Genomic DNA, 25,200 nt, shown 5'->3' on the forward strand with positions numbered 1-25,200 from the left:
TGAGCCTTGGCGCCGCTTCGCGTCAGACCGCGAAGCTCTCGCCGCAGCCGCAGTTCGCGGTGGCGTTCGGGTTGTGGAACTTGAAGCCCTCGTTGAGGCCCTCGCGCACGAAGTCGAGCTCGGTGCCGTCCAGCATGACCAGGCTGCGCGGGTCGACCACCACCGTTACACCGAGGCTCTCGAAGCACTGGTCCTCGGCATTGGCGGCATCGACGAACTCCAGCGCGTAGGCGAAGCCCGAGCAGCCGCTGGTCTTGACCGCGAGGCGCAGCCCGATGCCGCTGCCGCGCTTGCGCAGCGACTTCTCGACGTGGCGGGCGGCGGCGGGGGTGAGCGAGATCGTCATGGCCGCCTCACACCGAGAACGAGCTGCCGCAGCCACAGGTGCTCTGGGCGTTGGGGTTGTGGATGACGAAGCGCGAGCCTTCCAGCCCGTCCTCGTAGTCGACGCGCGCGCCGAGCAGGTATTGCTGGCTCATCGCGTCGACCAGCAGCGCCACGCCCGCGGTGACGATCTGCGTGTCGTCGTCGCCGACCTGGTCGTCGAAGGCGAAGCCGTACTGGAAGCCCGAGCAGCCGCCGCCGGTGACGTACAGCCGCAGCTTGAGGCCGGGATTGCCTTCCTCCTCGATCAGCGCGGCCACCTTGGCGGCCGCCTGCGGGGTGAAGTCCAGCAGGCCGGGCATCGCGTCGGGCGCTTCGGGCGCAGCGGGGAGTGCGTGGGTCGAGGTTTGCGTTTCCATGTCGGTTTCCATTTCCAGTTCCTTTGCCGGAGTCGGTTGCGTGCCGGCCGGGGCGAAGCGCGGGTTCAGGGGGCGGGGAGTCCAGGGATTCGGGGATTCAGGCGGGGTCGGCCGCGGCGTGGCGCGCGCGGAAGTCCGCCACCGCCGCCTTGATGGCGTCCTCGGCCAGGATCGAGCAGTGGATCTTGACCGGCGGCAGCGCCAGTTCCTCGGCGATCTGCGTGTTCTTGATGGCCAGCGCCTCGTCCAGCGTGCGCCCGCGCACCCATTCGGTCACGAGCGAGCTCGAGGCGATCGCCGAGCCGCAGCCGTAGGTCTTGAACTTCGCGTCCTCGATGACGCCCGCGCTGTTGACGCGGATCTGCAGCCGCATCACGTCGCCGCAGGCCGGCGCGCCGACCATGCCGGTGCCGACGCCTTCGGCATCGGCGTCGAAGGCGCCGACGTTGCGGGGATTCTCGTAGTGGTCCATGACCTTGTCGCCGTATGCCATGAGGTGCTCCGCGTGGTTGGTGAAGGATGGGGAAAGCCGGGAAGGCCGGGAAATCAGTGCGCGGCCCACTGGATCGTGCTCAGGTCCACGCCGGCGCGCGCCATGTCCCACAGCGGGCTCATGTCGCGCAGCCGGGCCACCACCTGCGCGATGCGCGCGATGGTGAAGTCGATCTCCTCGGCGGTGGTGAAGCGCCCGAGCGAGAAGCGCACCGAGCTGTGCGCCAGCTCGTCGCTGCGGCCCATCGCGCGCAGCACGTAGCTGGGCTCCAGGCTGGCCGAGGTGCAGGCCGATCCCGACGAGACCGCCACGTCCTTGATGCCCATCAGCAGCGACTCGCCCTCGACGTAGCTGAAGCTGGCGTTGAGATAGTGCGGCGCGCGCCGTTCGGCGTCGCCGTTGAGCGCCACCGCCTCCATGCGCGACAGGCCGGCCCACAGCCGCTCGCGCAGCGCGCGGATGCGCGCGTTGTCGGACGCCATGCTCTCGCGCGCCAGCCAGAACGCCTCGCCCATGCCCACGATCTGGTGCGTGGGCAGCGTGCCGGAGCGCAGGCCGCGCTCGTGGCCGCCGCCGTGCATCTGGCATTCGATGCGCACGCGCGGGCGGCGCCGCACGTACAGCGCGCCGATGCCCTTCGGCCCGTACAGCTTGTGCGCCGACAGCGACATCAGGTCGACCGGCAGCTCGGCCAGGTCGATCGGCACCTTGCCCGCCGCCTGCGCCGCGTCGACGTGGAGCAGCACGCCGCGCGCGCGGCACAGCGCGCCCAGCGCGGCGATGTCCTGGATGACGCCGGTCTCGTTGTTGACCAGCATCACGGACGCCAGCACGGTGCCGGGCGTGAGCGCGGCCGCGAACACGTCCGGGTCCACCAGGCCGCTCGCCAGCACCGGCAGCACCGTGACCGCGAAGCCCTCGCGCTCGAGTTCGCGCATGGTGTCGAGCACCGCCTTGTGCTCGGTGGCCAGCGTCACCAGGTGGTTGCCGCGGGCGCGGTGGAAGCGCGCCGCGCCCTTGATGGCGAGGTTGTTGGATTCGGTGGCGCCGGAGGTCCAGGCGATCTCGCGCGGATCGGCATTGATCAGCGCGCACACCTGCTCGCGCGCCAGCTCCACCGCTTCCTCGGCCGCCCACCCGTAGGCGTGCGAGCGGCTGGCGGCGTTGCCGTACAGCTCGGTCAGGTACGGGATCATGCGCCGCGCCACGCGCGGGTCCACCGGCGTGGTGGCCGCGTAGTCGAGATAGACGGGCCGGCCATGACGGGGGAAGGCGCGGTCGCGGTGGAGGTCCGGCATGGCTGGCTCCTGGAATGTGTGGGGGTGGCAGTGGCTGCCAGGCAGCGGCATTTCCGCAACTTCCATGCCACTGGCTTTTTGCGCCGCATGGGCCGGCCCGGCGGCGGCGGCTGTTGTTTTTGTCGGAGCGCGGCCGCTGCCGCGCGGCGGCGGTTGTCCCGTTTGTCGGATTTGTGCGGGTGGCGCGCGGGGCGCGCGTGCTCCGTGTTGGGGACGAAATCGCGGCATGAATCTTGCGTGATTTTTCGCATTCCAATAGTCCGTCCTCACGCTGTGCCGCTGGCTCGAACGAGCGTGGCATCGCCCGCAACGGGGGGAACCATGCTGAAAACACAGGCAACAGAAGCTCGCCGCGAGCTGGATGCCGTCTACGAGGTCAGCAAGACGCTGGTTTCGTCGCTGGACGTCACCAAGACCTTCCGCGAGGCGCTGAATTATCTTTTGCACGCGGTGGACTGGCGGCGCGCCTTCGTGGTGCTTGGCGAGCCCGAAGGGCAGCTGCGCGGCCTGTGCGCCGCCGGCATGTCCTACGACGAGCAGCAGCGCCTGCGCTTCAAGGTGGGCGAGGGCATCGTCGGGCGGGTCTACGGCAGCGGCGTGCCGGCCATCGTGCGCGATGTGCGCGACGAGCCGCTGTTTCTCAACCGCACCGGCGGCGCCGACCTGATGCCGGGCGCCTGCATCGCCATGCTGGCGATGCCGATCCAGGCCGACCGGCGCATGCTCGGCGTGCTCGCCGTCGACTGCCTCAATCCCGGCGGCCTGCGCGCCTTCACCGACGACCTCCACCTGATGAAGATCGTCGCCACGCTGATGGGACAGGCGCTACTGCTCCACCGCAGCGTGAGCGCGGCGCACGACAACATGCAGGCCGAGGTGCGGCGCATGCAGAAGGTCATCAAGCCGCGCCACCAGCTCGACCAGGTGGTGGGCGTGTCGGCGCCGATGCAGGAGGTGTTCGGCCAGGTGCGGCAGGTGGCGCCGGCACGCACCACGGTGCTGCTGCGCGGCGAGAGCGGCACCGGCAAGGAAGTCATCGCGCGCGCCATCCACAACCTGTCGCCGCGCAGCGGCGAGGCCTTCGTCTGCGTGAACTGCGCCGCGCTGACCGAGTCGCTGCTGGAGAGCGAGCTGTTCGGCCACGAGAAGGGGGCGTTCACCGGCGCGCAGGGACAGCGCAAGGGACGGTTCGAACTGGCGCACGGCGGCACGCTGTTCCTCGACGAGATCGGCGACATCTCGGCCTCGTTCCAGGCCAAGCTGCTGCGCGTGCTGCAGGAGCGCGAGTTCGAGCGCGTCGGCGGCGGCACCGCGGTGAAGGTCGACGTGCGCCTGATCCTCGCCACCAACCGCAACCTCGAGCGCATGGTCAAGTCCGGCGAGTTCCGCGCCGATCTCTATTACCGCATCAACGTGGTCAGCATCCAGTTGCCGCCGCTGCGCGAGCGCCGCGAGGACATCCCGGCGATGGCGCAGCACTTCCTCGACCGCTTCAACCGCGACAACGGGCGCGCGATCCGCTTCAGCGCCGAGGCCATGCGCGTGCTGACCAGCTGCTACTGGCCCGGCAACGTGCGCGAGCTGGAGAACTGCGTCGAGCGCACCGCCACCATGACGCACGACGGCGTGATCAACCGCCTGGCGTTCCTGTGCCAGGAGGACCGCTGCCTGACCAAGGTGCTACACCACCTCGAGCGCGAGGACGCGGTGCGCCCCGGCAGCCTGGCCGGCATCCCCATCACCGAGGTGCCGATGGCGGAGCCGCAGCACGCGGGCGCCGACGGCGCCGCCATGCCGCCGGGCTGGCCCGCCGGCGTGCCCGGCGAGAGCCCGCCCGACCCGCAGGCGGCGGCGCCCTGCGACGGCAAGCCGGAAGGCGAGCGCGAGCGGCTGATGTGGGCGATGGAACGCTGCGGCTGGGTGCAGGCCAAGGCTGCGCGGCTGCTCAAGATCACGCCGCGGCAGATGGGCTACGCGCTGCAGAAATACGGCATCGAGGTGCGCAGGTTCTGACCAGGGCGGCGCGCGCGCGGCGCGCCGCTCTCCCGTTTTTTTCCGCTTCCCCGCGTTCCGTCCTCCCCCTTCTCTTCTTCCCCGCTTGCGCCACCATCGACGCCACCACAATGGCCGGCGTCGCCGTGTGCGCTTTGTCGCAAGACCGACAGAATCGGGCCGGACTGTCGGTGCGCGGCACCCGCGGGGTTGCGACAAAATCCCCGCGGATGCCGCTAAGTCCTTGATCGGCAAGCATCTTGCCGGGTGGCATGGATTTGGCTTTAACGCTTGCACGCGACCGTGGTCGGTGGCGAGGAGAGATTTCCATGCAAGCGAGCTCGAATGCCGGCGCCATGCCCGCCACCACCTACATCGGCATCGGCCAGATCCGCCCCCTCGGCGCCAAGGCCGACGTGCCCGCCGCCGGCGGCGGCTGCGGCACGCAGGGCGGCGAGGGCAAGGCCAGTTGCGGTTCCTCGGGCGGCCCCGACGACATGCCGGCGGAGATCTGGGAAAAGGTGAAGAACCACCCGTGCTACTCCGAGGAAGCGCATCACCACTACGCGCGCATGCACGTCGCGGTGGCGCCCGCCTGCAACATCCAGTGCAACTACTGCAACCGCAAGTACGACTGCTCCAACGAATCGCGCCCGGGCGTGGTCTCGCAGAAGCTCACGCCCGAGCAGGCCGTCAAGAAGGTGGTCGCGGTGGCGAGCGAGATCCCGCAGATGACGGTGCTCGGCATCGCCGGCCCCGGCGACTCGCTGGCCAACCCGAAGAAGACCTTCGACACCTTCCGCATGCTGCAGGAGCAGGCGCCCGACATCAAGCTGTGCATCTCCACCAACGGCCTGGCGCTGCCCGAGCTGGTGGACGAGATCTGCACGTACAACATCGACCACGTCACCATCACCATCAACATGGTCGATCCCGCCGTGGGCGAGAAGATCTACCCGTGGATTTTCTGGGAGCACAAGCGCGTCACCGGCTACGAGGCGGCCCGCATCCTGCACGAGCAGCAGATGAAGGGCCTCGAGATGCTGACCGCGCGCGGCGTGCTGACCAAGATCAACTCGGTGCTGATCCCCGGCATCAACGACGAGCACCTGATCGAGGTGAACCGCGAGGTCAAGAAGCGCGGCGCGTTCCTGCACAACATCATGCCGCTGATCTCCGAGCCCGAGCACGGCACCTACTTCGGCCTCAACGGCCAGCGCGGGCCGAGCGCGCAGGAGCTCAAGGCGGTGCAGGACGCCTGCATGGGCGGCGCCAACCTGATGCGCCACTGCCGCCAGTGCCGCGCCGACGCGGTCGGCCTGCTGGGCGAGGACCGCAGCGAGGAATTCACGCTCGACAAGATCGAGCAGATGGAAGTGGTCTACGACCTCGACCGCCGGCGCGAGTACCAGAGCCGGGTCGAGGCCGAGCGCCAGGCCCAGCACGCCGCCAAGGAAGAGGCGCTGGCCGCGGCGCGGGCGCTCGATGCCACCGATCCGCTCAAGGTGCTGGTGGCGGTGGCCACCAAGGGCGGCGGCCGCGTCAACGAGCATTTCGGCCACGTCACGGAATTCCAGATCTTCGAGGTGTCGGCCAGCGAGGCGCTGTTCGTCGGCCACCGGCGCGTGGACCTGTACTGCCAGGGCGGCTACGGCGACGACGAGCAGCTGCCCTCGGTGGTGCGCGCCATCAACGACTGCCACGCGGTGCTGGTGGCCAAGATCGGCGCCTGCCCGAAGGACGAGCTGGCCCAGGCCGGCATCGAGCCGGTGGACCAGTACGTCGGCGAGTTCATCGAGAAGGCGGCGCTGGCCTGGTTCGACGACTACCGCGGCCGCGTGGCCAGCGGCGCGGTCGCGCACCGGGACCGCGGCGACGCCGCGATCCGGCAGGGCGCCTACACCGCGGGCGCCGCCGAGGTGGCCTGACGCCGCCAGCCATTCCCCACACAAGAGAAAACACAGAAGAGAGTCATCATGTCCCTCAAGATCATCGCTTCGACCTGCACCGGCTGCTCGGCCTGCGAGCCCGAATGCCCCAACGTCGCCATCCGCGAGAAGGGCGGCATCTTTGTCATCGACCCCAAGAAATGCACCGAATGCGAGGGGCACTACGACGATCCGCAATGCGTCGCGGTGTGCCCGGTGGACGGCTGCATCGTCCCGGCCTGAAGCCGGGCCGCCCACTACCCAGGAGAGAAGCCGAACCATGCTGCCCAACCTCACCATCACCTCCGCCGCGGACAAGTTCATGCGCCGCATCGTGCGTTTCTCGGGGCTGCCGGCCGGTGCCGGCTTCCGCCTGCTCGTGAGCGCGGGCGGCTGCTCGGGCTACAACGCGGAATTCAGCGCGGAGCCGGCGCCGCAGCCCGGCGAGCAGGTGCTGGAGGCCGACGGCCTGCGCCTGTTCCTGCCGGCGGCCAGCCGGCTGATGCTCGACGGCGTGACCATCGACTTCGCCGACACGCCCACGCAGTCGGGGCTGACCTTCTTCAATCCCGCGCAGGGCGCGTGCGGCTGCGGCAGCTCGGCGGCGGCGGAGCCCGGCGTGGCGCGCATCGAGGTCGGCGCGATCGGCCGCGGCCGGCCGCCCGCACCGCCGCGGGCGTCCTGAACGCGGAGCGCGGACATGGATGCCATCGATGCGGTGCGCCCGCCCGCCGGGGACATTCCCGCGCGGCACTGGCGGGGCGGCCCGGTGGACTGCGCCGGCTGCGAATACGCCGCGCTGCGCGGCCTGCCGGACCAGCGCGGCTGCGAGCCGGGCCACGCCTGCATGCAGGACGCCTACGCGCGCCGCATCGACCGCTTCTTCCGCTGGCATCCCGAGCAGGGCAACGCGCAGCTCGCGCACCCGTACTTCGAGGTGCGCGCCATCGCCGCGCGCCACGCCGACGTCTTCCGCCTGCCGGCGCTGGCCGCCGATCCCGACGAGACCGTGCGCCTGCAGGCGGCGCTGCGGCTGCCGCTGGCGCAGCTGCGCCGGCTTGCCGCGGACCCGCACCGCGAGGTGCGCATGCGCGTGGCGCTGCGCCTGGCGCCGCCCGACCTCGCGGCGCTGCGCTACGACCCCGACTACGGCGTGCGCGAGCTGGTGGCGCGGCGCCTGCCGCCGGCCCTGCTGCCGACGATGGCCGCCGACGCCGAGCGCAGCGTGCGCATGCGCGTGGCCCAGCGCCTGGAAATGCCGGCGCTGTGGCGCCTGGCGCGCGACCCGGAAGCCGAGGTCAGGCGCATCGTGGCGCAGCGCCTGCCGCCGGCGCTGCTGGCCGGCATGGCGGGCGACGCCGACTGGCGCGTGCGCTGGGAAGTGGCGCAGCGCGCCGAACGCGCCGCGCTCGCGGCGCTGGCCGACGATCCCGATCCCGAGGTGCGCCGCGCGGTGCGGGAGCGCCGCATGGCGGCGCCCGCGTCCGTCCCGGCGTCCGTTCCCGCCGCCGGCAGCCGGCAAGGAGCACTCCATGTCTGACATCAACCGCGACGACGACCTGATCGAGGTCGCCTTCCCGCCGCGTTTCCACTACGGCGAGCGCGTGATCGCGCGCTCGGTGATCCGCAACGACGGCACCTACAACGGCAAGGACATCGGCGAGGTGCTGGTGGCGCGCGGCGAGATCGGCTACGTCACCGCCATCAACACCTTCCTGCAGCAGTTCTACATCTACGCGGTGGACTTCGTCGAGAGCGGCCACCGCGTCGGCATGCGCGCCAAGGAGCTGTGCACGCTCGACAACCTGCCCGAGGACGTGCTGGCGCGCCTGGGCGAGCGCGCCGGGGCGCTGCGCGCGATGGGCGCGGATACCGGCGCCGGCGCGGCGCGGGAGCGGACATCATGAACATGCTGGCGGCCCCCGCGGCCTACTCATGGGGTATGCGCGTGATCGCGCTCGACGACCTCCGCAACGACGGCAGCTACCCGGGCCGCGCCGACGGCGAATGCCTGGCCGAGGCCGGCAGCGTGGGCGAGATCGTCAACGTCGGGCAGGTGGTGGAAAGCGGCGAGCCGGTCTACCTGGTGGAGTTCGGCGGCTGCGTGGTCGGCTGCACCGAGGACGAGATCGCGCCCGCGCCCGCCGGGCTGCTGCCCCAGGGCGGAGCGGCGGCATGACGTCCGCCGGGCGCGCGCCGCGGGACGCCGGCGCGGGAGGCCGCGGCGTCGGCAGTGACAGCGGCGAGGGCGGCGAGGGCGGCGTGCTGGACCTGACCCGCTACCGCGTCGAGCGCGCCCTGCGCCAGCGCGCGCGCTACCGCTACGTGCGGCCGCGCGTGCTGCGCGAGGCGCAGGGCCTGCGCATCGAAAGCCCGTGCTGCTCGCGCAACGTGGATGCCACGGGCGGGCTGATCGACATCGCCTGGCTGGCGCGCGATGGCGAGGGGCAGTGGTGCCTGCACGCGCGCGACCACGCGGCGCGGTGCTGGGTGCTGCGCCAGCGCAGCGTCGAGCTGGCCCCGCTGCTGGACGCGCTGTGCGTCGATGCCGAGCGCGTGTACTGGCCATGAAACGGCGCAGCGGCCACCGCCGGCGGCACGGAACCGGCGCACGGAACGGAACGAGCGCAAGCAGCGAAAAACGCGAAACAGGCGGAGCCCGATGATCTACCTCGACCACAACGCGACCACGCCGCCGGCGCCTGCCGTGGCGCAGGCCATGCTGTCCGCGCTGAGCGGCGCCTGGGCCAACCCGTCGTCGCAGCACGCGCCCGGCGAGGAAGCCCGGCGCGCGCTGGCGGCGGCGCGCGCCACCGCCGCGCGCGCGCTCGGCTGCAAGCCGGCCGAGCTGATCTTCACCAGCGGCGCCACCGAGGCCGGCCACCTCGCCGTGCTGGGGCTGCACGCGGCCGCCGGCGGGCGCGGGCGGCTGGTGTTCGGCGCGGTGGAGCACGCCGGCCAGCTGCGCCTGGCGCACGCGCTGGCCGCGCGCGGCATCGCGGTGGACTTCATCGCCGTGCACGCCGACGGCACGCTCGACCTCGACAGCGCGGCCCGGCTGATCGGCCCCGGCGTGGCGCTGGTCTCGCTGATGGCCGCCAACAACGAAACCGGCGTGCTGATGCCGGTGGCCGCGGTGCGCGAGCTGGCCCGCGCCGCCGGCGCGCGCATGCACGTCGACGCCACGCAACTGGTCGGCAAGCTGCCTTTCGATTTCACCGCGCTCGGCGTCGACGCGGTCTCGCTTTCCGCGCACAAGCTGCGCGGGCCCAAGGGCGCCGGCGCGCTGCTGCTGCGCCAGGGTTGCGCGATCGTGCCGCAGTTGTTCGGCAGCCAGGAGCGGCACCGCCGCGGCGGCACCGAGAACCTGCCCGCCATCGCCGGCTTCGCCGCGGCGCTGGCGCGCCTGGGCGATGCGCAGCACGACGTGGCGCGCGAGGCGGCGCGGCAGGCCGCGCTGCGCGACATGCTGGAGCAGGGCCTGCGGCGCGCGCTGCCGGCCGTGCACGTGTTCTCGGCACAGGCGCCGCGCCTGCCCGGCACCAGCTACCTGCGCTTCGGCCGGCTGCCGGCCGAGGTGGTGCTGCAGCGGCTCGGGCAGCTGGGCGTGGCCGCTTCCTCGGGCGCCGCCTGCTCGTCCGGCGGCAGCGAGCTGTCGCACGTGCTGGCGGCGATGGGCGTGCCGCGCGACGAGGCGCTGGCGGCCGTGCGCCTGTCGCTCGGCGAGACCACCACGGCGCAGAACATCGGGCACGTGGTGGCCGGGCTGCCGCCGCTGCTGGCGCCGCTGCTCGAAGACGACATGCCCGCCCACCGAACCCATGACGCAACGCTGGAGCCCTGACCATGAAAGTGATGATCCGCAAGGACAGCAAAGGCGCGCTCAGCGCCTACGTGCCGAAGAAGGACCTGGAGGAGCCCATCGTGGCGATGGCGCAGCCCGGCATGTGGGGCGGCCTGGTCACGCTGGCCAACGGCTGGCAGCTCGAGCTGCCGGTCATGGCGGCCGACACGCCGCTGCCGATCACCGTCGAGGCCAGGCGCATCGCCGGCAAGGAGGAATGAGATGGGCCTGAGCACCGAACAACTGCGCGCCGCCGCCGAGCTGGTGGGCGCGGCGCCCACGCTGCGCGACGCCGCCGCCCTGTGGCGCGCGCGCCATCCCGGCGTGCGCGCGCTGCTGGTCGACGCGCTCGACATGCGCGACGAGACCGCCGCGCTGCGCCTGGGCGCGCGCAGCGTCTACCTGGCGGCGTCGAACGGGCACTGCTGGTCCGTCACGCAGCGGCCCGACGAGGCCGACGCGCTGATCCTGACGCAGGACTAGGCCGCACATGGAAATCGACGCCATTTCCCTCAGCGAGCCCGACTGCGGCGCGCGCGAAGCCGAGCTGGTCGGCGCGGTGCTGCAATCCGCGCGCTGGAGCGACGGGCCCATGCGCGAATCGTTCGAGCGCGCCTTCGCCGGCTGGACCGGCCGCGCCCACGCGGTGGCGGTGGCGAGCGGCACCGCCGGCACCTGGATCGCGCTGCGCGCGCTGGGTATCGGCCCCGGCGACGAAGTGGTGTGCGCCGCGCACACCTGGCATCAGGTCGCGCACGCCGTCACGCTGGCCGGCGCCGCGCCGGTGTTCGCCGACATCGACTACTGGAGCGGCTGCCTCAGCGCCGAGAAGGCCGCGCGCAGGATCGGCCCGCGCACGCGCGCCATCCTGGCCGGCAACACCAACGGCCATCCGGCCGCCTGGGGCCCGCTGCGCGAACTGGCCGACGCGCACGGCGTGGCGCTGATCGAGGACAGCACCGAGGCGCTCGGCTCGCGCTACAGGGGGCGCGGCGTGGGCGCCTTCGGCGACGTGTCGGTGTTCGATTTCTCGGCGCCGTCGGCGCTGTGCACCGGCGAGGGCGGCATGCTGGTCACGGACGACGAGCGGCTCGCGCACGAGCTGCGCTACCTGCGCCAGCGCCGCGTGGCCGACCGCGCCTCGGTCTCGGTCGGCGCGCGGGTGCCGCTGCAGGGCGCCATGAGCGAGCTGACCGCGGCGCTCGGGCTGGCGCAGCTCGCCGGGCTCGACGAGCGGCTGGCGCGGCGCAAGCAGGTCGAGGCCTGGTACCAGGAGCAGATGCAGAGCTTCGAGGGCATCAAGCCGCCGTACCTCGCCGAGGACGTGGAGGACGTCCACTGGATGCTCTACGTGGTGCACCTGGGCAAGCGCTTCACGCAGAGCGCGCGCGCGCAGATGATCGACGACATGCGGTCCTGCGGCATCGAGACCGCGCCCTACAGCCATCCGCTGCACCAGCAGTTCCACTACATGAACACCGGCGGCGCGGCCGCGCACAAGCGCGGCCTGCTGCCCGACACCGAGCGCATCGGCGACCGCGCGCTGGCGCTGCCGCTGCACGCGCAGCTCGACGCCAGCCAGGTCAAGTACATCGTCAAGACGCTCAAGGACACCGCGACCAACGTCGGTGCCGGCGCCGCCATCTATCTCTGAGGTCCGGACATGCCCGCCGACATTGACCCAACCGATATCGACCCAACCGACATCGACCCCGCCGACATCGACCAGATAGCCCGCCAGCTGAACGCCGGCGCCATCATTCCCTACCTCGGCCCGGGGCTGCTGGCGTTGTGCGCCGACGCCGCCGTGCCGGCCACGCCGGTGGCGCTGGCGGAGCTTCTGACCGCGCGCATCAGCGTGCCGCACAAGATCCGCAAGCGGCTCACCCAGGCCGCGCAGTTCATCGAGAACTTCAAGCACCGCAAGTCGGTGGTCAACCTGCTGAACGAGGCTTTCGCCGCCACGCCGTCGCCGTCGCCGTCGCCGCTGCACCTGGCGCTGGCCGCCAGCGGCGCGGGGCTGTGGGTCGACACCTGGTACGACGACACCTTCTCCGCCGCGCTGGCCCAGGCGCGCCCGCGCGGCGGCTGGGCGCAGGTGCAGGGCCTGTCGCAGGCCGAGCATTTCGGCACGTGGTTCGGCGCCTACGGCCCGCACGGCGAGCCGCTGCCGGACGTGCCCGCCGCCGGCGCGCTGCTGTACAAGCCGATCGGCGGCCACGCGCCGGCCGCCAACTACCTGGTGTCCGACAGCGACTACGTCGAGGTGCTGACCGAGATCGACATCCAGACCCCGATCCCGCCGGCCGTGCAGGCCTGGCGCGGCGGGCGCGGCTTCCTGTTCCTGGGCTGCCGCTTCGACGACCAGCTCACGCGCAGCTTCGCGCGCCAGATCATGAAGCGCTCGTCCGGCGCGCACTGGGCGGTGCTGCCCGACGCGCCCACGCGCATGGAGGCGCGCTTCCTGGAAGAGCAGGGCATCGCCCGCATCGCCATGCCGCTGCCGGCGTTCGCCGACGCGCTGGTGGCCGCGCTGCGGCCCGCCCTGGCCGCGTAGCGGCGCCCGGCGCTTTTTCATGCATCGCAAACCAACCGGAGAAACCGAAATCATGACCGCACTGACCGTACTGCCCGCCGGCAAGACCTATGACGTGGCCGCCGGCGCCACGCTGCTGCAGGCGCTGCTCGCCAGCGGCGAGCCCATCGCGCACAAGTGCGACGGCAAGGCCGAATGCGGCGCCTGCCACGTCTTCGTGCAGGAGGGGCGCAAGAGCCTGTCGAAGATCCAGCGCGGCGAGAACGAGAAGCTGGACACCATCGTCGGCGTCGGCGCCAAGTCGCGCCTGGCCTGCCAGGCGGTGCTGGGCGAAGAGCCGGTGACGGTCGAGCTGCTGAGCTTCGTCTGAGCCGCGCCGTGGCCGGGGTCGAAGCGCTGCTGGCCGACGTGGCCATCGTCGGCGCCGGGGTGTGCGGCCTCGCGCTGGCGCGCGCGCTGCACGCGCGGGGGCGCTCGCTGGTGCTGGTCGAGGCGCGCGCGCGGCTCGGCGGCCGCGCGCTGTCGCGGCGCTGCGAAGCCACCGGACAGATGCTGGACCTCGGCCCGGCGTGGTTCTGGCCCGAGACCGAGCCGCGCGTCGCCGCGCTGCTCGACGAGCTCGGGCTGGCCAGCCGGCCCCAGCACGACCCCGGCGACGCGCTCTGGCTCACCGACCCGGACCGCGCGCCCGAGCGGCGCATGGCGCCCGGCGGCGTGCATGCCGGCGCGCGCCGCATCGCCGGCGGCGCGCAGCGCCTGGTGGCGGCGCTGGCCGACGCGCTGCCGGCGGGCAGCCTGCGCACCGGCAGCGCGCTGCGCCGGCTGCGCGACCGCGGCACCCACGTCGAACTGGAACTCGAACTGGGGCCCGAAGGTGGAGAAGGCGGCGGCACGCGCCTGCTGCGCGCGCGCCACGTGGTGCTGGCCTTGCCGCCGCGCCTGGCGCACGAGCGCATCGCCTTCGAGCCGCCGCTGCCCGCGGCGCTGGCCGGCATGCTCGCCGCCACGCCGACCTGGATGGCGGCGCAGGCCAAGGTGGTGACCACCTACGCCCGCCCGTTCTGGCGCCAGGCGGGGCATTCGGGCAATGCCTTCGTGCGCCATGCCCAGGCCATGCTGGGCGAGGTCTTCGATGCCAGCGACGACGCCACCGAGGCCGGCGCGCTGGGCGGCTTCGTCGCGCTCGGCGCGGCGCAGCGCGCCGAGTTCCGGCGCGGCACCGCGCTGCTGGTGGAGAGCCAGCTGGCCCAGTTGTACGGCGCCGAGGCGCAGCACGGCGGCCGCCAGCATCTGCTCGACTGGGCCGACGAGCCGTGGACCTGCAGCCGCGCCGACCGCGCCGGCCCGGCGGCGCTGCCCCAGGCCGATCCCGGGCTGCGCCTGGCGCACTGGTCGGGACGGCTGCATTTCGGCGGCAGCGAGAGCGCCGCGCATGGTGCCGGCCACCTCGAAGGCGCGCTGGAAGCGGCGGCGCGCATCGCGCGGGCGCTGGCGCCGGCGGCGGACGGCGCCGGCGACGATGCGGGCAATGACGGCAATGAGGACAGTGCGGCCGAGGCGCGCGCGGCGTTTGCCGCCTGCGTGTCGGCGCGCCGCGAGCAGGCGCCCTCGCGCTATCGCCAGCACCTGGAGCGGCTGCTGTCGAGCCAGCAGCCGCAGCAGCCGACGCAGCGCGCGCTGCTGGCCACCGCGGAGCAGGTCTACAGCGAGGCGCTGGACGCGCTCGACACGCTGCTGCCCGGGCTCGGCGCCGGCCGCGCGGGTCCGGCGCAGGCCGGCCGGCATGCACTGACGCCGGTGCTGCTGGCCGTCTTCGACGGCTGGAACCGGCAGCTCATGGACGCGGCGCTGGCCTTCAACGGCAGCGCGTGCGCGCTGTCCAGTTTTCCCGAGGAGCATCGGCCGGACGCGGCCTTGCAGCGCGCCATCGTGCTCGACCTGGCGGCGGCGTGGCGCGAGTTCGCGCTGGCGCTGAACGCGCGGCTGCTGGCGGCCGGCGCGCGGCCGGGCAGCGACGGGCCGGGCAGCCACGCGGAGATCGCACGGCGGCCGGCCTAGCGCAGCAGCTTGTTGCGCTCGGCCGCGCTGTACTGGCTGAAGTGGCCTTCGCGCGCGGCCTGCCGGCGCGCGGCGGCGACGATGGCCTTGCTCTTGCCGGGCGCGGCCGGCGCGCTGACCTGCTTGTCCAGCGCGGTGCCGCCGCATTGCGGGCAGGCCGGCGTGGCGCCGGCGCGCACCAGCGTCTCGAAGCGGTGCCCGCAGGCCTGGCAAAGATAGTCGTACAGCGGCATCGTCAACTCCGTTCAACGCGATTCATGGGATTCATGCGATTCATTCGGGTCGCTTCGGTCCGGCATCGGGCCGCGCGGCGCAGTGGCCTGCGGCCGCCGCGCAGCCCTCCAGCGGCCGGTCCGCGGCGGGGGTGTCGGCGCCGAGCCCGACCCATGCGTGCACGGCGGCGACGTCGAAGCCCGCCATGCGCCGCTCGCCGTGCGCCATCAGCGGGCGCCGGATCAGCAGCGGCTCGGCCAGCAGCAGGGCCAGCGCGGTGCCGGCGTCGAGTTTCTCGGGCACCACCTCGCCGGACTTGACGCGCGGCGCCGCGCGGTTGAACCACGCGCCGACCGGCAGCGGCGCCAGGTAGGCCAGCAGCGCCTCGCCGGTCCAGGGCCAGCGCAGCAGGTCGCGCACTTCCAGCGTGTGGCCGGCCGCGCGCAGCAGCGCCTTTTGCCGCGCGTTGCCGCCGCAGCCGGGTTTTTCATAGAAGACGATATGGCTCATGGGCGGTTTCTCTCAGGCTTCCCGCAGCGCGGCGTCGAGCGCGGGCATGGCCATGCGGCGCGCCGCGCGCAGCAGCTGCAGGCCGCGCTCGGCGGCCATGTCGAGCGCGCTGCGGCCGTCGGGCGCGTACAGGTTGGCCGAGGCGCCGTGCGCCAGCAGGATCTGCAGCACCTCCAGGCGGCCGCTGGCCGCGGCCTGCATCAGGCAGGTGATGTCGTCGTCGTTGGCGTGGTCGACCGGCGCGCCGGCCTGGATCAGGCGCACGATGGTCACGGGGTTGCCGTGCAGGCAGGCGAACCAGAGCGCGCCGTTGCCGTCGTCGTTGACCGCGCCGGGCGCGGCCCCGTAGGCCAGCAGCGCCGCGGCCACCGCGTCCTCGCCGCGCCAGGCCGCGCGCATCAGCGGCGTGTCGCCGTTGGCGGCGCGCGCGTGCAGGTCCGGGAAGTCGTGATAGGCCAGCCACGTGGCGAGCGCCGCGGGGATGACCGGTGGCGCGCCGGCGCCGGCCGCTTCGGCGGTGGCCTCGATGACGCGGCCGGCGACGGCCAGCGCGGTGTCGGTGGACGGGATCATGGTGGCGTCTCGCTGTCTGGCGTGGGTCGGAAGGCGCCGCCGGGCGAAGGCGGCTGGCGCCCGCGGGGGATCAGACCGGGCGGTTCTCGTTGGGGTTGCGCACCGGGCCCATCAGCTCCAGCCCTTCGGCGTAGGTGATGGTGTCGAAGGTCACGTCGAAGCGGAGCGCGGCGTCGGCCACCGCGTCGAGCTTGCCGGCGGTGTCGCGCTTCTTCAGGTCGTTCTTCTCCAGGTACAGCAGTTCGAGCATCTCGTTGTAGACGGTGGACTCGAAGATGGGCAGCACGTAGAACATCGCGCCCTTGTACGGCACCTGGTATTTCCTGCTCAGGTCGATGTTGTCGCAGAACAGGAAGTACTTGCCGCCGGCCGTCAGCGTGTCGCCGAGCACCTCGGCCACGTCCTTCAGGTATTCGAAGCTCAGCAGGTAGCCGGCGAAGAACGGCAGCTGCTTCTCGCCGATGGTGGCCACGGCCATCACCTGGTCGCAGGTCAGCTCGGGCGGGCGGGCCTCGTCGGCGAGCCTGGGCGCGAAGCGCAGCGCGAGCTCGCCGCGAAAACCGAAGCGGCCGGACTTGCCGGTGGGGGCCTTGAGCAGCGGGTTGAGCAGGCGGCCTTCGTGTTCGAGACGGGCGAACGCGGTGTCGTCGATCTCCTTGCGGGCAAGCGTGGCGGGCATGGCGGGTCCTTGTCGGTGGAAAGCGTGATGGGCGGGTGGCGTGGGTCGGGGCGGAATCAGGTTCGGGGGTTGCGCATCCAGTCCGCGATCTTGAAGAAGGCGGGCATCAGTTCGTCGCGCAGCGCGGCATCGGCGCCGGTCTCGTCGAGCGCGGCGCGCATGCAGGCCAGCCATGCGTCGCGCTCGGCCGCGCCGATGGCGAAGCCGGCGTGGCGCATGCGCAGGCGCGGATGGCCGCGCTGCGTGGAATAGCGCGGCGGGCCGCCGAGCCATTCGCACAGGTAGCTCACCAGCACCGCCTTGGTCGGCGACAGGTCGGGCTCGTGCATGGCGCGGATGCCGCGCGCGTCGGCGCGCGTGTCCATGTGGCGGTAGAAGGCGTCGACCAGCCGCGCGACCGCGGCGTCGCCGCCGAGGCGCTCGTAGTGCGTCGGCCGCGCGCGTTGCGCCGCGGGCTGCGTCGGCTGCGTGGCCTGCGTCGGTTGCGCGGGCTGCGCGGCGGGATCGGGTCGGGTTGCTGGTGTGTTCATGGCACGGCATTTCCGCAATAACCGTACCAGCCCGGGAAACCGCGAATGCGGCACGCATTGGCGCATGCGGCCGCGCGCGCGGCGCGTCCGGGCAGTGCCGTTCGCGACGAAGTTCGCACGCTTTGTCGGGTTCCCGACAAGCCCGCGCGCGCCGGCGCCGGCCGCGCGCGGCATCCCGCAAAGCCGCGCTGCCGCGCCGTTCGCGGACATTCGGGGCGCATCCGGCGGGGCGCCGCGCGCGCATGGCATGGAAGCTGCTGTTGAGGGCTTGCGCGGACACTGGTCCGGCCGGGGCGTGACTCGACAGAATAAGACCCATACAGGCACGACAGGCTGACATGGTCGCGGCTACGCAACCTTGGTATCAATCCTTCTTCCTGATTGGAGAACTGCAATGTCTCAACTTCGGCAAATCGCCTTCTACGGCAAAGGCGGCATCGGCAAGTCGACCACCTCGCAGAACACGCTGGCGGCGCTGACCGATCTCGGCCAGAAGATCCTGATCGTCGGCTGCGATCCCAAGGCGGACTCGACCCGCCTGATCCTGCACGCGAAGGCGCAGGACACCATCCTCTCGCTGGCCGCCGAGGCCGGCTCGGTGGAAGACCTCGAGCTCGAGGACGTGATGAAGATCGGCTACAAGGACATCCGCTGCGTGGAGTCCGGCGGTCCGGAGCCGGGCGTCGGCTGCGCCGGGCGCGGCGTCATCACCTCGATCAACTTCCTCGAGGAGAACGGCGCCTACGACGGCGTGGACTACGTCTCGTACGACGTGCTCGGCGACGTGGTGTGCGGCGGCTTCGCCATGCCGATCCGCGAGAACAAGGCGCAGGAGATCTACATCGTGATGTCGGGCGAGATGATGGCCATGTACGCGGCCAACAATATCTCGAAGGGCATCCTGAAGTACGCCAACAGCGGCGGCGTGCGCCTGGGCGGGCTGGTGTGCAACGAGCGCCAGACCGACAAGGAGCTCGAGCTGGCCGAGGCGCTGGCGAAGATGCTGGGCTCCAGGCTGATCCACTTCGTGCCGCGCGACAACATCGTGCAGCACGCCGAGCTGCGCCGCATGACGGTGCTCGAGTTCGCGCCGGACTCCAAGCAGGCCGGCGAGTACCGCCAGCTCGCCACCAAGATCCACAACAACGCCGGCAACGGCACCATCCCGACCCCGATCACGATGGACCAGCTCGAAGACCTGCTGATGGAGCACGGGATCATGAAGGCCGTCGACGAATCGCAGGTCGGCAAGTCGGCCCAGGAACTGGTCGCGTAACGACCCGCGCGGCGGGCCGCGCAGGCGGCCCGCCCGGCAATCTCAATCTACTTACGGAGTATTTCCATGAGCGCCACCGTTGAAGAGCGCAAGGCCGCGAACAAGGCCCTGATCGACGAAGTGCTGAAGGCCTATCCCGAAAAGATGGCCAAGCGGCGCGCCAAGCATTTGGGCACCTTCGAGGACGGCAAGCCCGACTGTGGCGTCAAATCCAACATCAAGTCGCTGCCCGGCGTGATGACCATCCGCGGCTGCGCCTATGCCGGCTCCAAGGGCGTGGTGTGGGGCCCGATCAAGGACATGATCCACATCAGCCACGGCCCGGTGGGCTGCGGCCAGTATTCGTGGGCCGCGCGCCGCAACTACTACATCGGCACCACCGGCATCGACACCTTCGTGACGATGCAGTTCACCTCGGACTTCCAGGAAAAGGACATCGTCTTCGGCGGCGACAAGAAGCTCGACAAGATCATCGACGAGATCCAGGAACTGTTCCCGCTGAACAAGGGCATCTCGATCCAGAGCGAATGCCCGATCGGCCTGATCGGCGACGACATCGAGGCGGTCTCCAAGCGCAAGAGCAAGCAGTACGAAGGCCACACCATCGTGCCGGTGCGCTGCGAGGGCTTCCGCGGCGTGAGCCAGTCGCTGGGCCACCACCTGGCCAACGACGCCATCCGCGACTGGGTGTTCGACAAGGCCGACCCCGACAAGCGCCCGGACTTCGTCTCCACGCCCTACGACGTGGCCATCATCGGCGACTACAACATCGGCGGCGACGCCTGGTCCAGCCGCATCCTGCTCGAGGAGATCGGCCTGCGCGTGATCGCGCAGTGGTCGGGCGACGGCTCGATCGCCGAGCTGGAGAACACGCCGCGGGCCAAGCTCAACGTGCTGCACTGCTACCGCTCGATGAACTACATCAGCCGGCACATGGAGGAGAAGTACGGCATTCCCTGGGTGGAATACAACTTCTTCGGCCCGACCATGATCGAGAAGAGCCTGCGCGAGATCGCCAGCCACTTCGACGACACCATCAAGGCCAATGCCGAGAAGGTGATCGCCAAGTACCGGCCGCTGATGGACGCGGTGCTCGCCAAGTTCAAGCCGCGCCTGCAGGGCAAGAAGGTGATGCTGTTCGTCGGCGGGCTGCGCCCGCGCCACGTGATCGGGGCCTACGAGGACCTCGGCATGGAGGTGGTCGGCACCGGCTACGAATTCGGCCACAACGACGACTACCAGCGCACCACGCACTACGTGAAGGACGGCACGCTGATCTACGACGACGTGACCGGCTACGAGTTCGAGAAGTTCGTCGAGCAGGTCCAGCCCGACCTGGTCGGCTCGGGCATCAAGGAAAAGTACGTGTTCCAGAAGATGGGCGTGCCGTTCCGCCAGATGCACAGCTGGGACTACTCGGGCCCGTACCACGGCTACGACGGCTTCGCCATCTTCGCGCGCGACATGGACATGGCGATCTCCAGCCCGGTGTGGGGCCTGGCCAAGGCGCCATGGAAAAAAGCCGCCTGAGCCTGCGCGGCCGGCGCCTGCCGGCCGCGCGCGCCGCATCCACTGCAACCGCATATCAGGAGTACCCCATGCCGCAATCCGCAGACAAGATCCTCGACCACGAACTGCTGTTCCGCGAGCCGGAATACCAGGAGATCTTCCGCACCAAGAAGGAAAACTTCGAGTTCAACCACGCCGACGAGACCGTCAAGCAGATCGTCGAGTGGACCAAGACCGAGGACTACAAGCAGAAGAATTTCGCGCGCGACTCGCTCACCGTCAATCCCGCCAAGGCCTGCCAGCCGCTCGGCGCGGTCTACGTGGCCAACGGCTTTCACAAGACGCTGAGCTTCGTGCACGGCTCGCAGGGCTGCGTGGCCTACTACCGCTCGCATTTCTCGCGCCATTTCAAGGAGCCCACCTCGTGCGTGAGCTCCTCGATGACCGAGGACGCCGCCGTGTTCGGCGGCATGAACAACATGATCGACGGCCTGGCCAACGCCTACAGCCTGTACAAGCCCGAGATGATCGCGGTCTCCACCACCTGCATGGCCGAGGTGATCGGCGACGACCTCGACGCCTTCATCAAGAACAGCAAGCAGAAGGGCAGCGTGCCGGAGGACTACGACGTGCCGTTCGCGCATACGCCGGCCTTCGTCGGCAGCCACGTCACCGGCTACGACAACGCGCTGCTCGGCATCCTCAAGCATTTCTGGGACGGCAAGGCGGGCACCACCGCGCCGCTCGCGCGCGTGCCCGACGAGAGCGTCAACTTCATCGGCGGCTTCGACGGCTACGTGGTCGGCAACATGAAGGAGATCCGCCGCATCTTCGAACTGTTCGGCGTGCAGGTCAACGTGATCTGCGATCCGTCGGAGACCTGGAACACCCCGACCGACGGCGAGTTCCGCATGTACGAGGGCGGCACCACCAAGGAAGAGGTCGAGCGCGCGCTGCACGCCAAGGCCACCTTCGTGTTCCAGGAATACTGCTGCGAGAAGACCAGCAAGTTCATCGCCGAGCACGGCCAGGAAGTGGTGGTGCTGAACGCGCCAGTCGGCGTGGCCGGCACCGACCATTTCCTGATGGAGATCGCGCGCGTGACCGGCAAGCCGATCCCGGCGCAGCTGGAAAAGGAGCGCGGCCAGCTGGTCGACGCGATGGCCGACAGCCAGGCCCACCTGCACGGCAAGCGCTTCGCGCTGTATGGCGACCCCGACCAGATGCTGGGCTACACGCAGTTCCTGCTGGAGCTTGGCGCCGAGCCGGCCCACGTGCTGGCGACCAACGGCAACGAGGCCTGGGCCGCCAAGGTGCAGGCGCTGTTCGACGCCTCGCCCTATGGCGCCGGCTGCAAGGCCTACCCCAAGCGCGACCTGTGGCACCTGCGCTCGCTGTTGTTTACCGAGCCGGTGGATTTCCTGATCGGCAACACCTACGGCAAGTACCTCGAGCGCGACACCAAGACGCCGCTGGTGCGCATGGTGTTTCCGATCTTCGACCGCCACCACTACCACCGCTATCCCACCTGGGGCTACGACGGCGCGCTGCGGATCCTGGTCACGCTGCTCGACGAGTTCTTCGAGACGCTCGATGCCAACACCATCGTCGCCGCGCAGACCGACTACAGCTACGACATCATCCGCTGAGGCAGGGAGGCCGTCATGGCAGACACGGTGCTGGTCAAGCTCACGCAGGACGGCCGCAAGGTCGAGGTGGTCGACGGCTGGGTCTGCCTGGCCGGCGCGCGCGAGGCCGACCGCCTGGTGCCGGTGCTCGAGCACCCGAACCGGCAGGGCATCGCCCGCGCGGTGCCGGGCGCCACGCACATGGCCGGCCGCGTGCCGCTGACGCACGCGGAAGCCGCCATCGCGCAGGGCGCGCTGGCGGCCGCGCAGCGCGCGTTCGACGCCAGCCCGTCCGGCATCGCGCAGCGCATCCGCCGCGCGATCTGGGCCAAGACCGCGGCCGAAGGGGTGGAGTAGGGCGGGGCAGGGTAAACAGCATTGGGAGCGTGCCGTGATCTATGTGGTCGAACTGCCGGCCGGCGGCGTGCCGCGGGCCTGGTTTGCCTACGACGACGAGGACTTCGCCCGCAAGGTGGCGGCGTCCGACCCGTTGTCGTGCCGGGAAATCCATGACCAGACCACGGCGCGCGCGCTGCTCGCGCTGCTGGGCCACCAGCCCGGCGAGCCGGCGCGCGCGCAATACCCGGCGATCAGCGCGCTCGGCGCCGAGCATGGCTGGGACACGCCGCTCTATCGCGCCGACCACCTGCTCGGGCGCGGCGTGTTCCGGCGCGAGCCGGTGAGCGAGCGCGCGGCGCTGGCGGCGGCGCTGGACGCGCGCGGCGGCGCCTGCATCTACTGGAACGAGCGCGACGCGGTCGGCGCCTTCGAGGGCGCCGACCCGCGCCTGGCCGGCGCGCCGAACTGGCGCGCGCGGCGCGCGCTGCACGCGCAACTGGTGGCGCTCGACGTGCTGGCCGACGACAACTGAGCGCGCGCCGTGGCCACCATCACCGCGCAGGACCTGATCCGGCTGGCGCTGCTGGCGGCGCAGAGCGAGGCCGCCACGCTCGGCGTGGCGGAGCAGGCGCTGATGGTGAGCGCGGTGCAGATGGACGCCATCGAGCGGCTCACGCCCGCGCAGCGCGGCCAGGTGCTCGCGCGCGCGCTGATGGCGCCGTATCCGCTGGGCTTCTTCGCGGCCATGCGCGGCTGCGCCGGGCTCAAGCGCCTGCTGCCCGAGCTCGACGCGCTGTTCGGCGTGCCGCACGGCGCCGACGGGCCGGAGCCGCTCGACGTCGGCGAGCACCAGTTGCGCGCGCTGGCCCAGGCCGCGCGCCGCAACGCGCCGCTGGCGGTGCGCCTGGCGGCGCTGCTGCACAAGATCGGCATGGGCCGCACGCCGCCGGCGGTGTGGCCGAGCCATCCCGGGCACGGCGCGCGCGGCATGATCCTGCTGGCCGCGCTGGCGCGGCGCATCGCGCTGCCCGCCGACGCGCTCGACCTGACGCTGCTGGCGGTGGCCGAGTGCGACCGCGTGCATCGCGCGTGCGACCTGCGCGCCGGCGCCATCGCCGCGCTGCTCGAGCGCGTGGAGGCCGAGGCGCGGCCCGAGCGCTTCGAGCAGCTGCTGGCCGTGTGCTGCTGCGACTACGCCGCCTACCCGGGCCACGCCGAAGCCGTCTACCAGCGCGCGCCGAGCCTGCGCCGCGCGCTGGCCGCCTATCTCGCCGTGCGCGAGCCCGCACAGCCGGACGCGCTGCTGGAAGCGCGCGCGCGGGCCATCGCGCAGGCGGGGATCGGTGCCGGGGTCGGCACGGGCACTGGCGCCGAAAACGCGGACCGGCGCTGAGCGCGCGCCGCCGGCGCTGTGTCGCGAATGCTTTGTCGCAATCCATTCAAACGCGCCAAGACACCGGTGCCGGCGCGTGTCTCCCTGACTGTCATGTGGCCGCCGCGTCGGTTTTGTGGCGCTTTGCGCGTGGTACGGAAATTGCCAGTGCAAGGGTACGTACCGGCAAGGAGCCCGTCATGTCAGTTTCGCTGAAAGCCAAGATCGCCGAAGTGTTCGACGAGCCCGGTTGCGACAAGAACCAGGGCAAGAGCGAGAAGGAGCGCAAGAAGGGCTGCACCAAGCAGCTCTCGCCCGGCGCGGCCGCGGGCGGCTGCGCGTTCGACGGCGCCAAGATCGCGCTGCAGCCGGTGGTGGACGTGGCCCACCTCGTGCACGGGCCGATCGCCTGCGAGGGCAACGCCTGGGACAACCGCCACGCGGCGTCGTCCGGCTCGCAGCTCTACCGCACCGGCTTCACCACCGACATCAACGAGCTCGACGTGATCTACGGCGGCGAGAAGCGCCTGTTCCGCAGCGTGCGCGAGATCATCGAGAAATACGACCCGCCGGCGGTGTTCGTCTACCAGACCTGCGTTACCGCGCTGATCGGCGACGACATCGAGGCGGTGTGCAAGCGCGCCAGCGAGAAGTTCGGCAAGCCGGTGATCCCGGTCAACGCGCCGGGCTTCGCCGGGCCCAAGAACCTCGGCAACAAACTCGGCGGCGAGGCCATCCTGGACTACGTGATCGGCACGCGCGAGCCCGACTACACCACGCCCTACGACATCAACATCATCGGCGAGTACAACCTGTCCGGCGAGCTGTGGCAGACCAAGCCGCTGCTCGACGCGCTGGGCATCCGCATCCTGTCGTGCATCTCGGGCGACGGCCGCTACAACGAGATCGCCGGCGCGCACCGCGCCAGGGTCAACATGATGGTGTGCTCGAAGTCGATGATCAACATCGCCACCAAGATGCAGCAGCGCTACGGCATCCCTTACTTCGAGGGCTCGTTCTACGGCATCGGCGACATGAGCGACACGCTGCGGCAGATCGCCGCGCTGCTGGTGCGCCAGGGCGCGCCCGACGACCTGCTGGCGCGCACCGAGCGGCTGATCGCGTCGGAGGAGGCGCGCGCCTGGCAGCGCATCGCGCGGTACCGGGAGCGCCTGGCCGGCAAGCGCGTGCTGCTCATCACCGGCGGCGTGAAGTCGTGGTCGGTGGTGGCGGCGCTGCAGGAGGCGGGGCTGGAGATCGTCGGCACCAGCATCAAGAAGAGCACCGCCGAGGACAAGCAGAAGATCAAGGAGATCATGGGCGACGACGCGCACATGATCGACGACATGACGCCGCGCGAGATGTACAACATGCTCCGCGAGGCGCGCGCCGACATCATGCTCTCGGGTGGGCGCTCGCAGTTCGTCGCGCTCAAGGCGCGCATGCCGTGGCTGGACATCAACCAGGAGCGCCACCATCCCTACGCCGGCTACGAGGGCATCGTCGAGCTGGTGCACGAGATCGACCGCGCGATCCACAACCCGGTGTGGCAGCAGGTGCGCATCCCGGCGCCGTGGGGCGACGACGGCGAGACCCTGGGCGCGCTGCCCGGCGCTCAACCGGTCCCGCAACCTGCCCCGCAATTTGCCCCACAACCCGCCGCCGTGCCGGCCTGAAGG

31 protein-coding genes are annotated in these 25,200 nt (G+C 71.2%); 22 read left to right on the top strand and 9 right to left on the bottom strand.

Annotation, left to right across the window (positions count from 1 at the left end):
• Positions 1 to 22 precede the first annotated feature (22 nt).
• The 4 genes from iscA to KF708C_RS02520 form a co-directional block, all read right to left on the bottom strand.
• Positions 23 to 346, bottom strand: coding sequence for an iron-sulfur cluster assembly protein IscA (gene iscA, locus KF708C_RS02505; RefSeq protein WP_020202115.1), 324 nt, complete (start codon positions 344 to 346; stop codon positions 23 to 25).
• Positions 347 to 353: 7 nt separating this feature from the next.
• Positions 354 to 743 carry an iron-sulfur cluster insertion protein ErpA gene (gene erpA, locus KF708C_RS02510; protein ID WP_059410741.1) on the bottom strand — a complete coding sequence of 130 codons (390 nt, stop codon included), beginning with the start codon at positions 741 to 743 and terminating at the stop codon, positions 354 to 356.
• Positions 744 to 840: 97 nt separating this feature from the next.
• A complete protein-coding gene (gene iscU, locus KF708C_RS02515) occupies positions 841 to 1,236 on the bottom strand; it encodes a Fe-S cluster assembly scaffold IscU (RefSeq protein ID WP_020202113.1) in 396 nt (131 codons plus the stop codon).
• A gap of 53 nt (positions 1,237 to 1,289) precedes the next feature.
• A complete protein-coding gene (locus KF708C_RS02520; RefSeq protein WP_059410644.1) occupies positions 1,290 to 2,534 on the bottom strand; it encodes an IscS subfamily cysteine desulfurase in 1,245 nt (414 codons plus the stop codon).
• Positions 2,535 to 2,855: 321 nt separating this feature from the next.
• Here KF708C_RS02520 and nifA point away from each other — a divergent pair, with 321 nt between their 5' ends.
• From nifA to KF708C_RS02595, 15 genes are all read left to right on the top strand, one after another.
• Entirely contained in the window at positions 2,856 to 4,547 is a 1,692-nt protein-coding gene (nifA, locus tag KF708C_RS02525) for a nif-specific transcriptional activator NifA (protein ID WP_059410645.1), read from the top strand.
• Positions 4,548 to 4,855: 308 nt separating this feature from the next.
• A complete protein-coding gene (gene nifB / locus KF708C_RS02530) occupies positions 4,856 to 6,454 on the top strand; it encodes a nitrogenase cofactor biosynthesis protein NifB (protein WP_059410646.1) in 1,599 nt (532 codons plus the stop codon).
• 48 nt (positions 6,455 to 6,502) lie between these two features.
• On the top strand, positions 6,503 to 6,697 hold the full coding sequence (locus KF708C_RS02535; protein ID WP_020202109.1) for a 4Fe-4S binding protein: 195 nt from the start codon (positions 6,503 to 6,505) through the stop codon (positions 6,695 to 6,697).
• 37 nt (positions 6,698 to 6,734) lie between these two features.
• Positions 6,735 to 7,139 (top strand): HesB/IscA family protein, encoded by a 405-nt coding sequence (locus KF708C_RS02540; protein ID WP_059410647.1) that lies wholly within the window; start codon positions 6,735 to 6,737, stop codon positions 7,137 to 7,139.
• A gap of 15 nt (positions 7,140 to 7,154) precedes the next feature.
• The gene (locus KF708C_RS02545; RefSeq protein WP_059410648.1) at positions 7,155 to 7,994 is read left to right on the top strand and encodes a 4Fe4S-binding leucine-rich repeat protein; all 840 of its coding nucleotides are present in this window, start codon (positions 7,155 to 7,157) and stop codon (positions 7,992 to 7,994) included.
• On the top strand, positions 7,987 to 8,361 hold the full coding sequence (locus KF708C_RS02550) for a nitrogen fixation protein NifZ (RefSeq protein ID WP_059410649.1): 375 nt from the start codon (positions 7,987 to 7,989) through the stop codon (positions 8,359 to 8,361). Before KF708C_RS02545 ends, KF708C_RS02550 begins: the two co-directional genes overlap by 8 nt.
• Positions 8,358 to 8,633, top strand: a complete 276-nt coding sequence (locus KF708C_RS02555) for a nitrogen fixation protein NifZ (RefSeq protein ID WP_020423720.1) — start codon at positions 8,358 to 8,360, stop codon at positions 8,631 to 8,633. The genes KF708C_RS02550 and KF708C_RS02555 overlap by 4 nt, the downstream gene beginning before the upstream one ends.
• On the top strand, positions 8,630 to 9,025 hold the full coding sequence (locus KF708C_RS02560) for a DUF3024 domain-containing protein (protein WP_059410650.1): 396 nt from the start codon (positions 8,630 to 8,632) through the stop codon (positions 9,023 to 9,025). Before KF708C_RS02555 ends, KF708C_RS02560 begins: the two co-directional genes overlap by 4 nt.
• Positions 9,026 to 9,116: 91 nt before the next feature.
• Positions 9,117 to 10,298: a cysteine desulfurase family protein gene (locus tag KF708C_RS02565; RefSeq protein WP_059410651.1), complete on the top strand. Its 1,182-nt coding sequence runs from the start codon at positions 9,117 to 9,119 to the stop codon at positions 10,296 to 10,298.
• 2 nt (positions 10,299 to 10,300) lie between these two features.
• A complete protein-coding gene (gene nifT, locus KF708C_RS02570) occupies positions 10,301 to 10,519 on the top strand; it encodes a putative nitrogen fixation protein NifT (protein ID WP_020202102.1) in 219 nt (72 codons plus the stop codon).
• A gap of 1 nt (position 10,520) precedes the next feature.
• A complete protein-coding gene (locus tag KF708C_RS02575) occupies positions 10,521 to 10,781 on the top strand; it encodes a hypothetical protein (RefSeq protein ID WP_059410652.1) in 261 nt (86 codons plus the stop codon).
• 7 nt (positions 10,782 to 10,788) lie between these two features.
• Positions 10,789 to 11,952 (top strand): DegT/DnrJ/EryC1/StrS family aminotransferase, encoded by a 1,164-nt coding sequence (locus KF708C_RS02580; protein WP_059410653.1) that lies wholly within the window; start codon positions 10,789 to 10,791, stop codon positions 11,950 to 11,952.
• Between the two features lie 9 nt (positions 11,953 to 11,961).
• A complete protein-coding gene (locus tag KF708C_RS02585) occupies positions 11,962 to 12,855 on the top strand; it encodes an SIR2 family NAD-dependent protein deacylase (RefSeq protein WP_059410654.1) in 894 nt (297 codons plus the stop codon).
• 52 nt (positions 12,856 to 12,907) lie between these two features.
• Positions 12,908 to 13,204 (top strand): 2Fe-2S iron-sulfur cluster-binding protein, encoded by a 297-nt coding sequence (locus tag KF708C_RS02590; RefSeq protein WP_020202098.1) that lies wholly within the window; start codon positions 12,908 to 12,910, stop codon positions 13,202 to 13,204.
• Between the two features lie 8 nt (positions 13,205 to 13,212).
• On the top strand, positions 13,213 to 14,892 hold the full coding sequence (locus tag KF708C_RS02595; protein ID WP_059410655.1) for a flavin monoamine oxidase family protein: 1,680 nt from the start codon (positions 13,213 to 13,215) through the stop codon (positions 14,890 to 14,892).
• Here KF708C_RS02595 and KF708C_RS02600 read toward each other — a convergent pair.
• The 5 genes from KF708C_RS02600 to KF708C_RS02620 form a co-directional block, all read right to left on the bottom strand.
• Positions 14,889 to 15,125 carry an FmdB family zinc ribbon protein gene (locus tag KF708C_RS02600; RefSeq protein WP_020202096.1) on the bottom strand — a complete coding sequence of 79 codons (237 nt, stop codon included), beginning with the start codon at positions 15,123 to 15,125 and terminating at the stop codon, positions 14,889 to 14,891. The genes KF708C_RS02595 and KF708C_RS02600 overlap by 4 nt on opposite strands.
• A gap of 40 nt (positions 15,126 to 15,165) precedes the next feature.
• A complete protein-coding gene (locus KF708C_RS02605) occupies positions 15,166 to 15,615 on the bottom strand; it encodes an ArsC/Spx/MgsR family protein (protein WP_059410656.1) in 450 nt (149 codons plus the stop codon).
• Positions 15,616 to 15,627: 12 nt separating this feature from the next.
• Positions 15,628 to 16,188, bottom strand: a complete 561-nt coding sequence (locus tag KF708C_RS02610; protein ID WP_059410657.1) for an ankyrin repeat domain-containing protein — start codon at positions 16,186 to 16,188, stop codon at positions 15,628 to 15,630.
• 70 nt (positions 16,189 to 16,258) lie between these two features.
• A complete protein-coding gene (locus tag KF708C_RS02615) occupies positions 16,259 to 16,867 on the bottom strand; it encodes a hypothetical protein (protein WP_020202093.1) in 609 nt (202 codons plus the stop codon).
• 56 nt (positions 16,868 to 16,923) lie between these two features.
• Positions 16,924 to 17,397, bottom strand: coding sequence for a group II truncated hemoglobin (locus KF708C_RS02620; RefSeq protein ID WP_059410658.1), 474 nt, complete (start codon positions 17,395 to 17,397; stop codon positions 16,924 to 16,926).
• 394 nt (positions 17,398 to 17,791) lie between these two features.
• Between KF708C_RS02620 and nifH the strand changes: the two genes are divergently transcribed.
• From nifH to nifE, 7 genes are all read left to right on the top strand, one after another.
• Positions 17,792 to 18,673, top strand: coding sequence for a nitrogenase iron protein (gene nifH, locus KF708C_RS02625; RefSeq protein WP_020202091.1), 882 nt, complete (start codon positions 17,792 to 17,794; stop codon positions 18,671 to 18,673).
• 66 nt (positions 18,674 to 18,739) lie between these two features.
• The gene (gene nifD, locus KF708C_RS02630) at positions 18,740 to 20,203 is read left to right on the top strand and encodes a nitrogenase molybdenum-iron protein alpha chain (RefSeq protein WP_020202090.1); all 1,464 of its coding nucleotides are present in this window, start codon (positions 18,740 to 18,742) and stop codon (positions 20,201 to 20,203) included.
• A 68-nt stretch (positions 20,204 to 20,271) separates the two neighbouring features.
• The gene (gene nifK / locus KF708C_RS02635; RefSeq protein ID WP_020202089.1) at positions 20,272 to 21,831 is read left to right on the top strand and encodes a nitrogenase molybdenum-iron protein subunit beta; all 1,560 of its coding nucleotides are present in this window, start codon (positions 20,272 to 20,274) and stop codon (positions 21,829 to 21,831) included.
• A 15-nt stretch (positions 21,832 to 21,846) separates the two neighbouring features.
• The gene (locus KF708C_RS02640; protein WP_059410659.1) at positions 21,847 to 22,167 is read left to right on the top strand and encodes a hypothetical protein; all 321 of its coding nucleotides are present in this window, start codon (positions 21,847 to 21,849) and stop codon (positions 22,165 to 22,167) included.
• A 34-nt stretch (positions 22,168 to 22,201) separates the two neighbouring features.
• Positions 22,202 to 22,681: a hypothetical protein gene (locus tag KF708C_RS02645; RefSeq protein ID WP_059410660.1), complete on the top strand. Its 480-nt coding sequence runs from the start codon at positions 22,202 to 22,204 to the stop codon at positions 22,679 to 22,681.
• Positions 22,682 to 22,690: 9 nt separating this feature from the next.
• Complete coding sequence (locus KF708C_RS02650; protein ID WP_020202086.1) at positions 22,691 to 23,542, top strand: hypothetical protein; 852 nt, start codon at positions 22,691 to 22,693, stop codon at positions 23,540 to 23,542.
• A 179-nt stretch (positions 23,543 to 23,721) separates the two neighbouring features.
• Positions 23,722 to 25,197 (top strand): nitrogenase iron-molybdenum cofactor biosynthesis protein NifE, encoded by a 1,476-nt coding sequence (nifE, locus tag KF708C_RS02655; protein ID WP_059410661.1) that lies wholly within the window; start codon positions 23,722 to 23,724, stop codon positions 25,195 to 25,197.
• Positions 25,198 to 25,200 lie beyond the last annotated feature (3 nt).

This window comes from Cupriavidus basilensis (assembly GCF_000876015.1).
GTDB lineage: Bacteria > Pseudomonadota > Gammaproteobacteria > Burkholderiales > Burkholderiaceae > Cupriavidus > Cupriavidus basilensis_B.

Coding starts and splice junctions, on each gene's coding strand:
- iscA (WP_020202115.1), bottom strand. CDS start 346: ATGACGATCTCGCTCACCCCCGCCGCCGCCCGCCACGTCGAGAAGTCG.
- erpA (WP_059410741.1), bottom strand. CDS start 743: ATGGAAACGCAAACCTCGACCCACGCACTCCCCGCTGCGCCCGAAGCG.
- iscU (WP_020202113.1), bottom strand. CDS start 1,236: ATGGCATACGGCGACAAGGTCATGGACCACTACGAGAATCCCCGCAAC.
- KF708C_RS02520 (WP_059410644.1), bottom strand. CDS start 2,534: ATGCCGGACCTCCACCGCGACCGCGCCTTCCCCCGTCATGGCCGGCCC.
- nifA (WP_059410645.1), top strand. CDS start 2,856: ATGCTGAAAACACAGGCAACAGAAGCTCGCCGCGAGCTGGATGCCGTC.
- nifB (WP_059410646.1), top strand. CDS start 4,856: ATGCAAGCGAGCTCGAATGCCGGCGCCATGCCCGCCACCACCTACATC.
- KF708C_RS02535 (WP_020202109.1), top strand. CDS start 6,503: ATGTCCCTCAAGATCATCGCTTCGACCTGCACCGGCTGCTCGGCCTGC.
- KF708C_RS02540 (WP_059410647.1), top strand. CDS start 6,735: ATGCTGCCCAACCTCACCATCACCTCCGCCGCGGACAAGTTCATGCGC.
- KF708C_RS02545 (WP_059410648.1), top strand. CDS start 7,155: ATGGATGCCATCGATGCGGTGCGCCCGCCCGCCGGGGACATTCCCGCG.
- KF708C_RS02550 (WP_059410649.1), top strand. CDS start 7,987: ATGTCTGACATCAACCGCGACGACGACCTGATCGAGGTCGCCTTCCCG.
- KF708C_RS02555 (WP_020423720.1), top strand. CDS start 8,358: ATGAACATGCTGGCGGCCCCCGCGGCCTACTCATGGGGTATGCGCGTG.
- KF708C_RS02560 (WP_059410650.1), top strand. CDS start 8,630: ATGACGTCCGCCGGGCGCGCGCCGCGGGACGCCGGCGCGGGAGGCCGC.
- KF708C_RS02565 (WP_059410651.1), top strand. CDS start 9,117: ATGATCTACCTCGACCACAACGCGACCACGCCGCCGGCGCCTGCCGTG.
- nifT (WP_020202102.1), top strand. CDS start 10,301: ATGAAAGTGATGATCCGCAAGGACAGCAAAGGCGCGCTCAGCGCCTAC.
- KF708C_RS02575 (WP_059410652.1), top strand. CDS start 10,521: ATGGGCCTGAGCACCGAACAACTGCGCGCCGCCGCCGAGCTGGTGGGC.
- KF708C_RS02580 (WP_059410653.1), top strand. CDS start 10,789: ATGGAAATCGACGCCATTTCCCTCAGCGAGCCCGACTGCGGCGCGCGC.
- KF708C_RS02585 (WP_059410654.1), top strand. CDS start 11,962: ATGCCCGCCGACATTGACCCAACCGATATCGACCCAACCGACATCGAC.
- KF708C_RS02590 (WP_020202098.1), top strand. CDS start 12,908: ATGACCGCACTGACCGTACTGCCCGCCGGCAAGACCTATGACGTGGCC.
- KF708C_RS02600 (WP_020202096.1), bottom strand. CDS start 15,125: ATGCCGCTGTACGACTATCTTTGCCAGGCCTGCGGGCACCGCTTCGAG.
- KF708C_RS02605 (WP_059410656.1), bottom strand. CDS start 15,615: ATGAGCCATATCGTCTTCTATGAAAAACCCGGCTGCGGCGGCAACGCG.
- KF708C_RS02610 (WP_059410657.1), bottom strand. CDS start 16,188: ATGATCCCGTCCACCGACACCGCGCTGGCCGTCGCCGGCCGCGTCATC.
- KF708C_RS02615 (WP_020202093.1), bottom strand. CDS start 16,867: ATGCCCGCCACGCTTGCCCGCAAGGAGATCGACGACACCGCGTTCGCC.
- KF708C_RS02620 (WP_059410658.1), bottom strand. CDS start 17,397: ATGAACACACCAGCAACCCGACCCGATCCCGCCGCGCAGCCCGCGCAA.
- nifH (WP_020202091.1), top strand. CDS start 17,792: ATGTCTCAACTTCGGCAAATCGCCTTCTACGGCAAAGGCGGCATCGGC.
- nifD (WP_020202090.1), top strand. CDS start 18,740: ATGAGCGCCACCGTTGAAGAGCGCAAGGCCGCGAACAAGGCCCTGATC.
- nifK (WP_020202089.1), top strand. CDS start 20,272: ATGCCGCAATCCGCAGACAAGATCCTCGACCACGAACTGCTGTTCCGC.
- KF708C_RS02640 (WP_059410659.1), top strand. CDS start 21,847: ATGGCAGACACGGTGCTGGTCAAGCTCACGCAGGACGGCCGCAAGGTC.
- nifE (WP_059410661.1), top strand. CDS start 23,722: ATGTCAGTTTCGCTGAAAGCCAAGATCGCCGAAGTGTTCGACGAGCCC.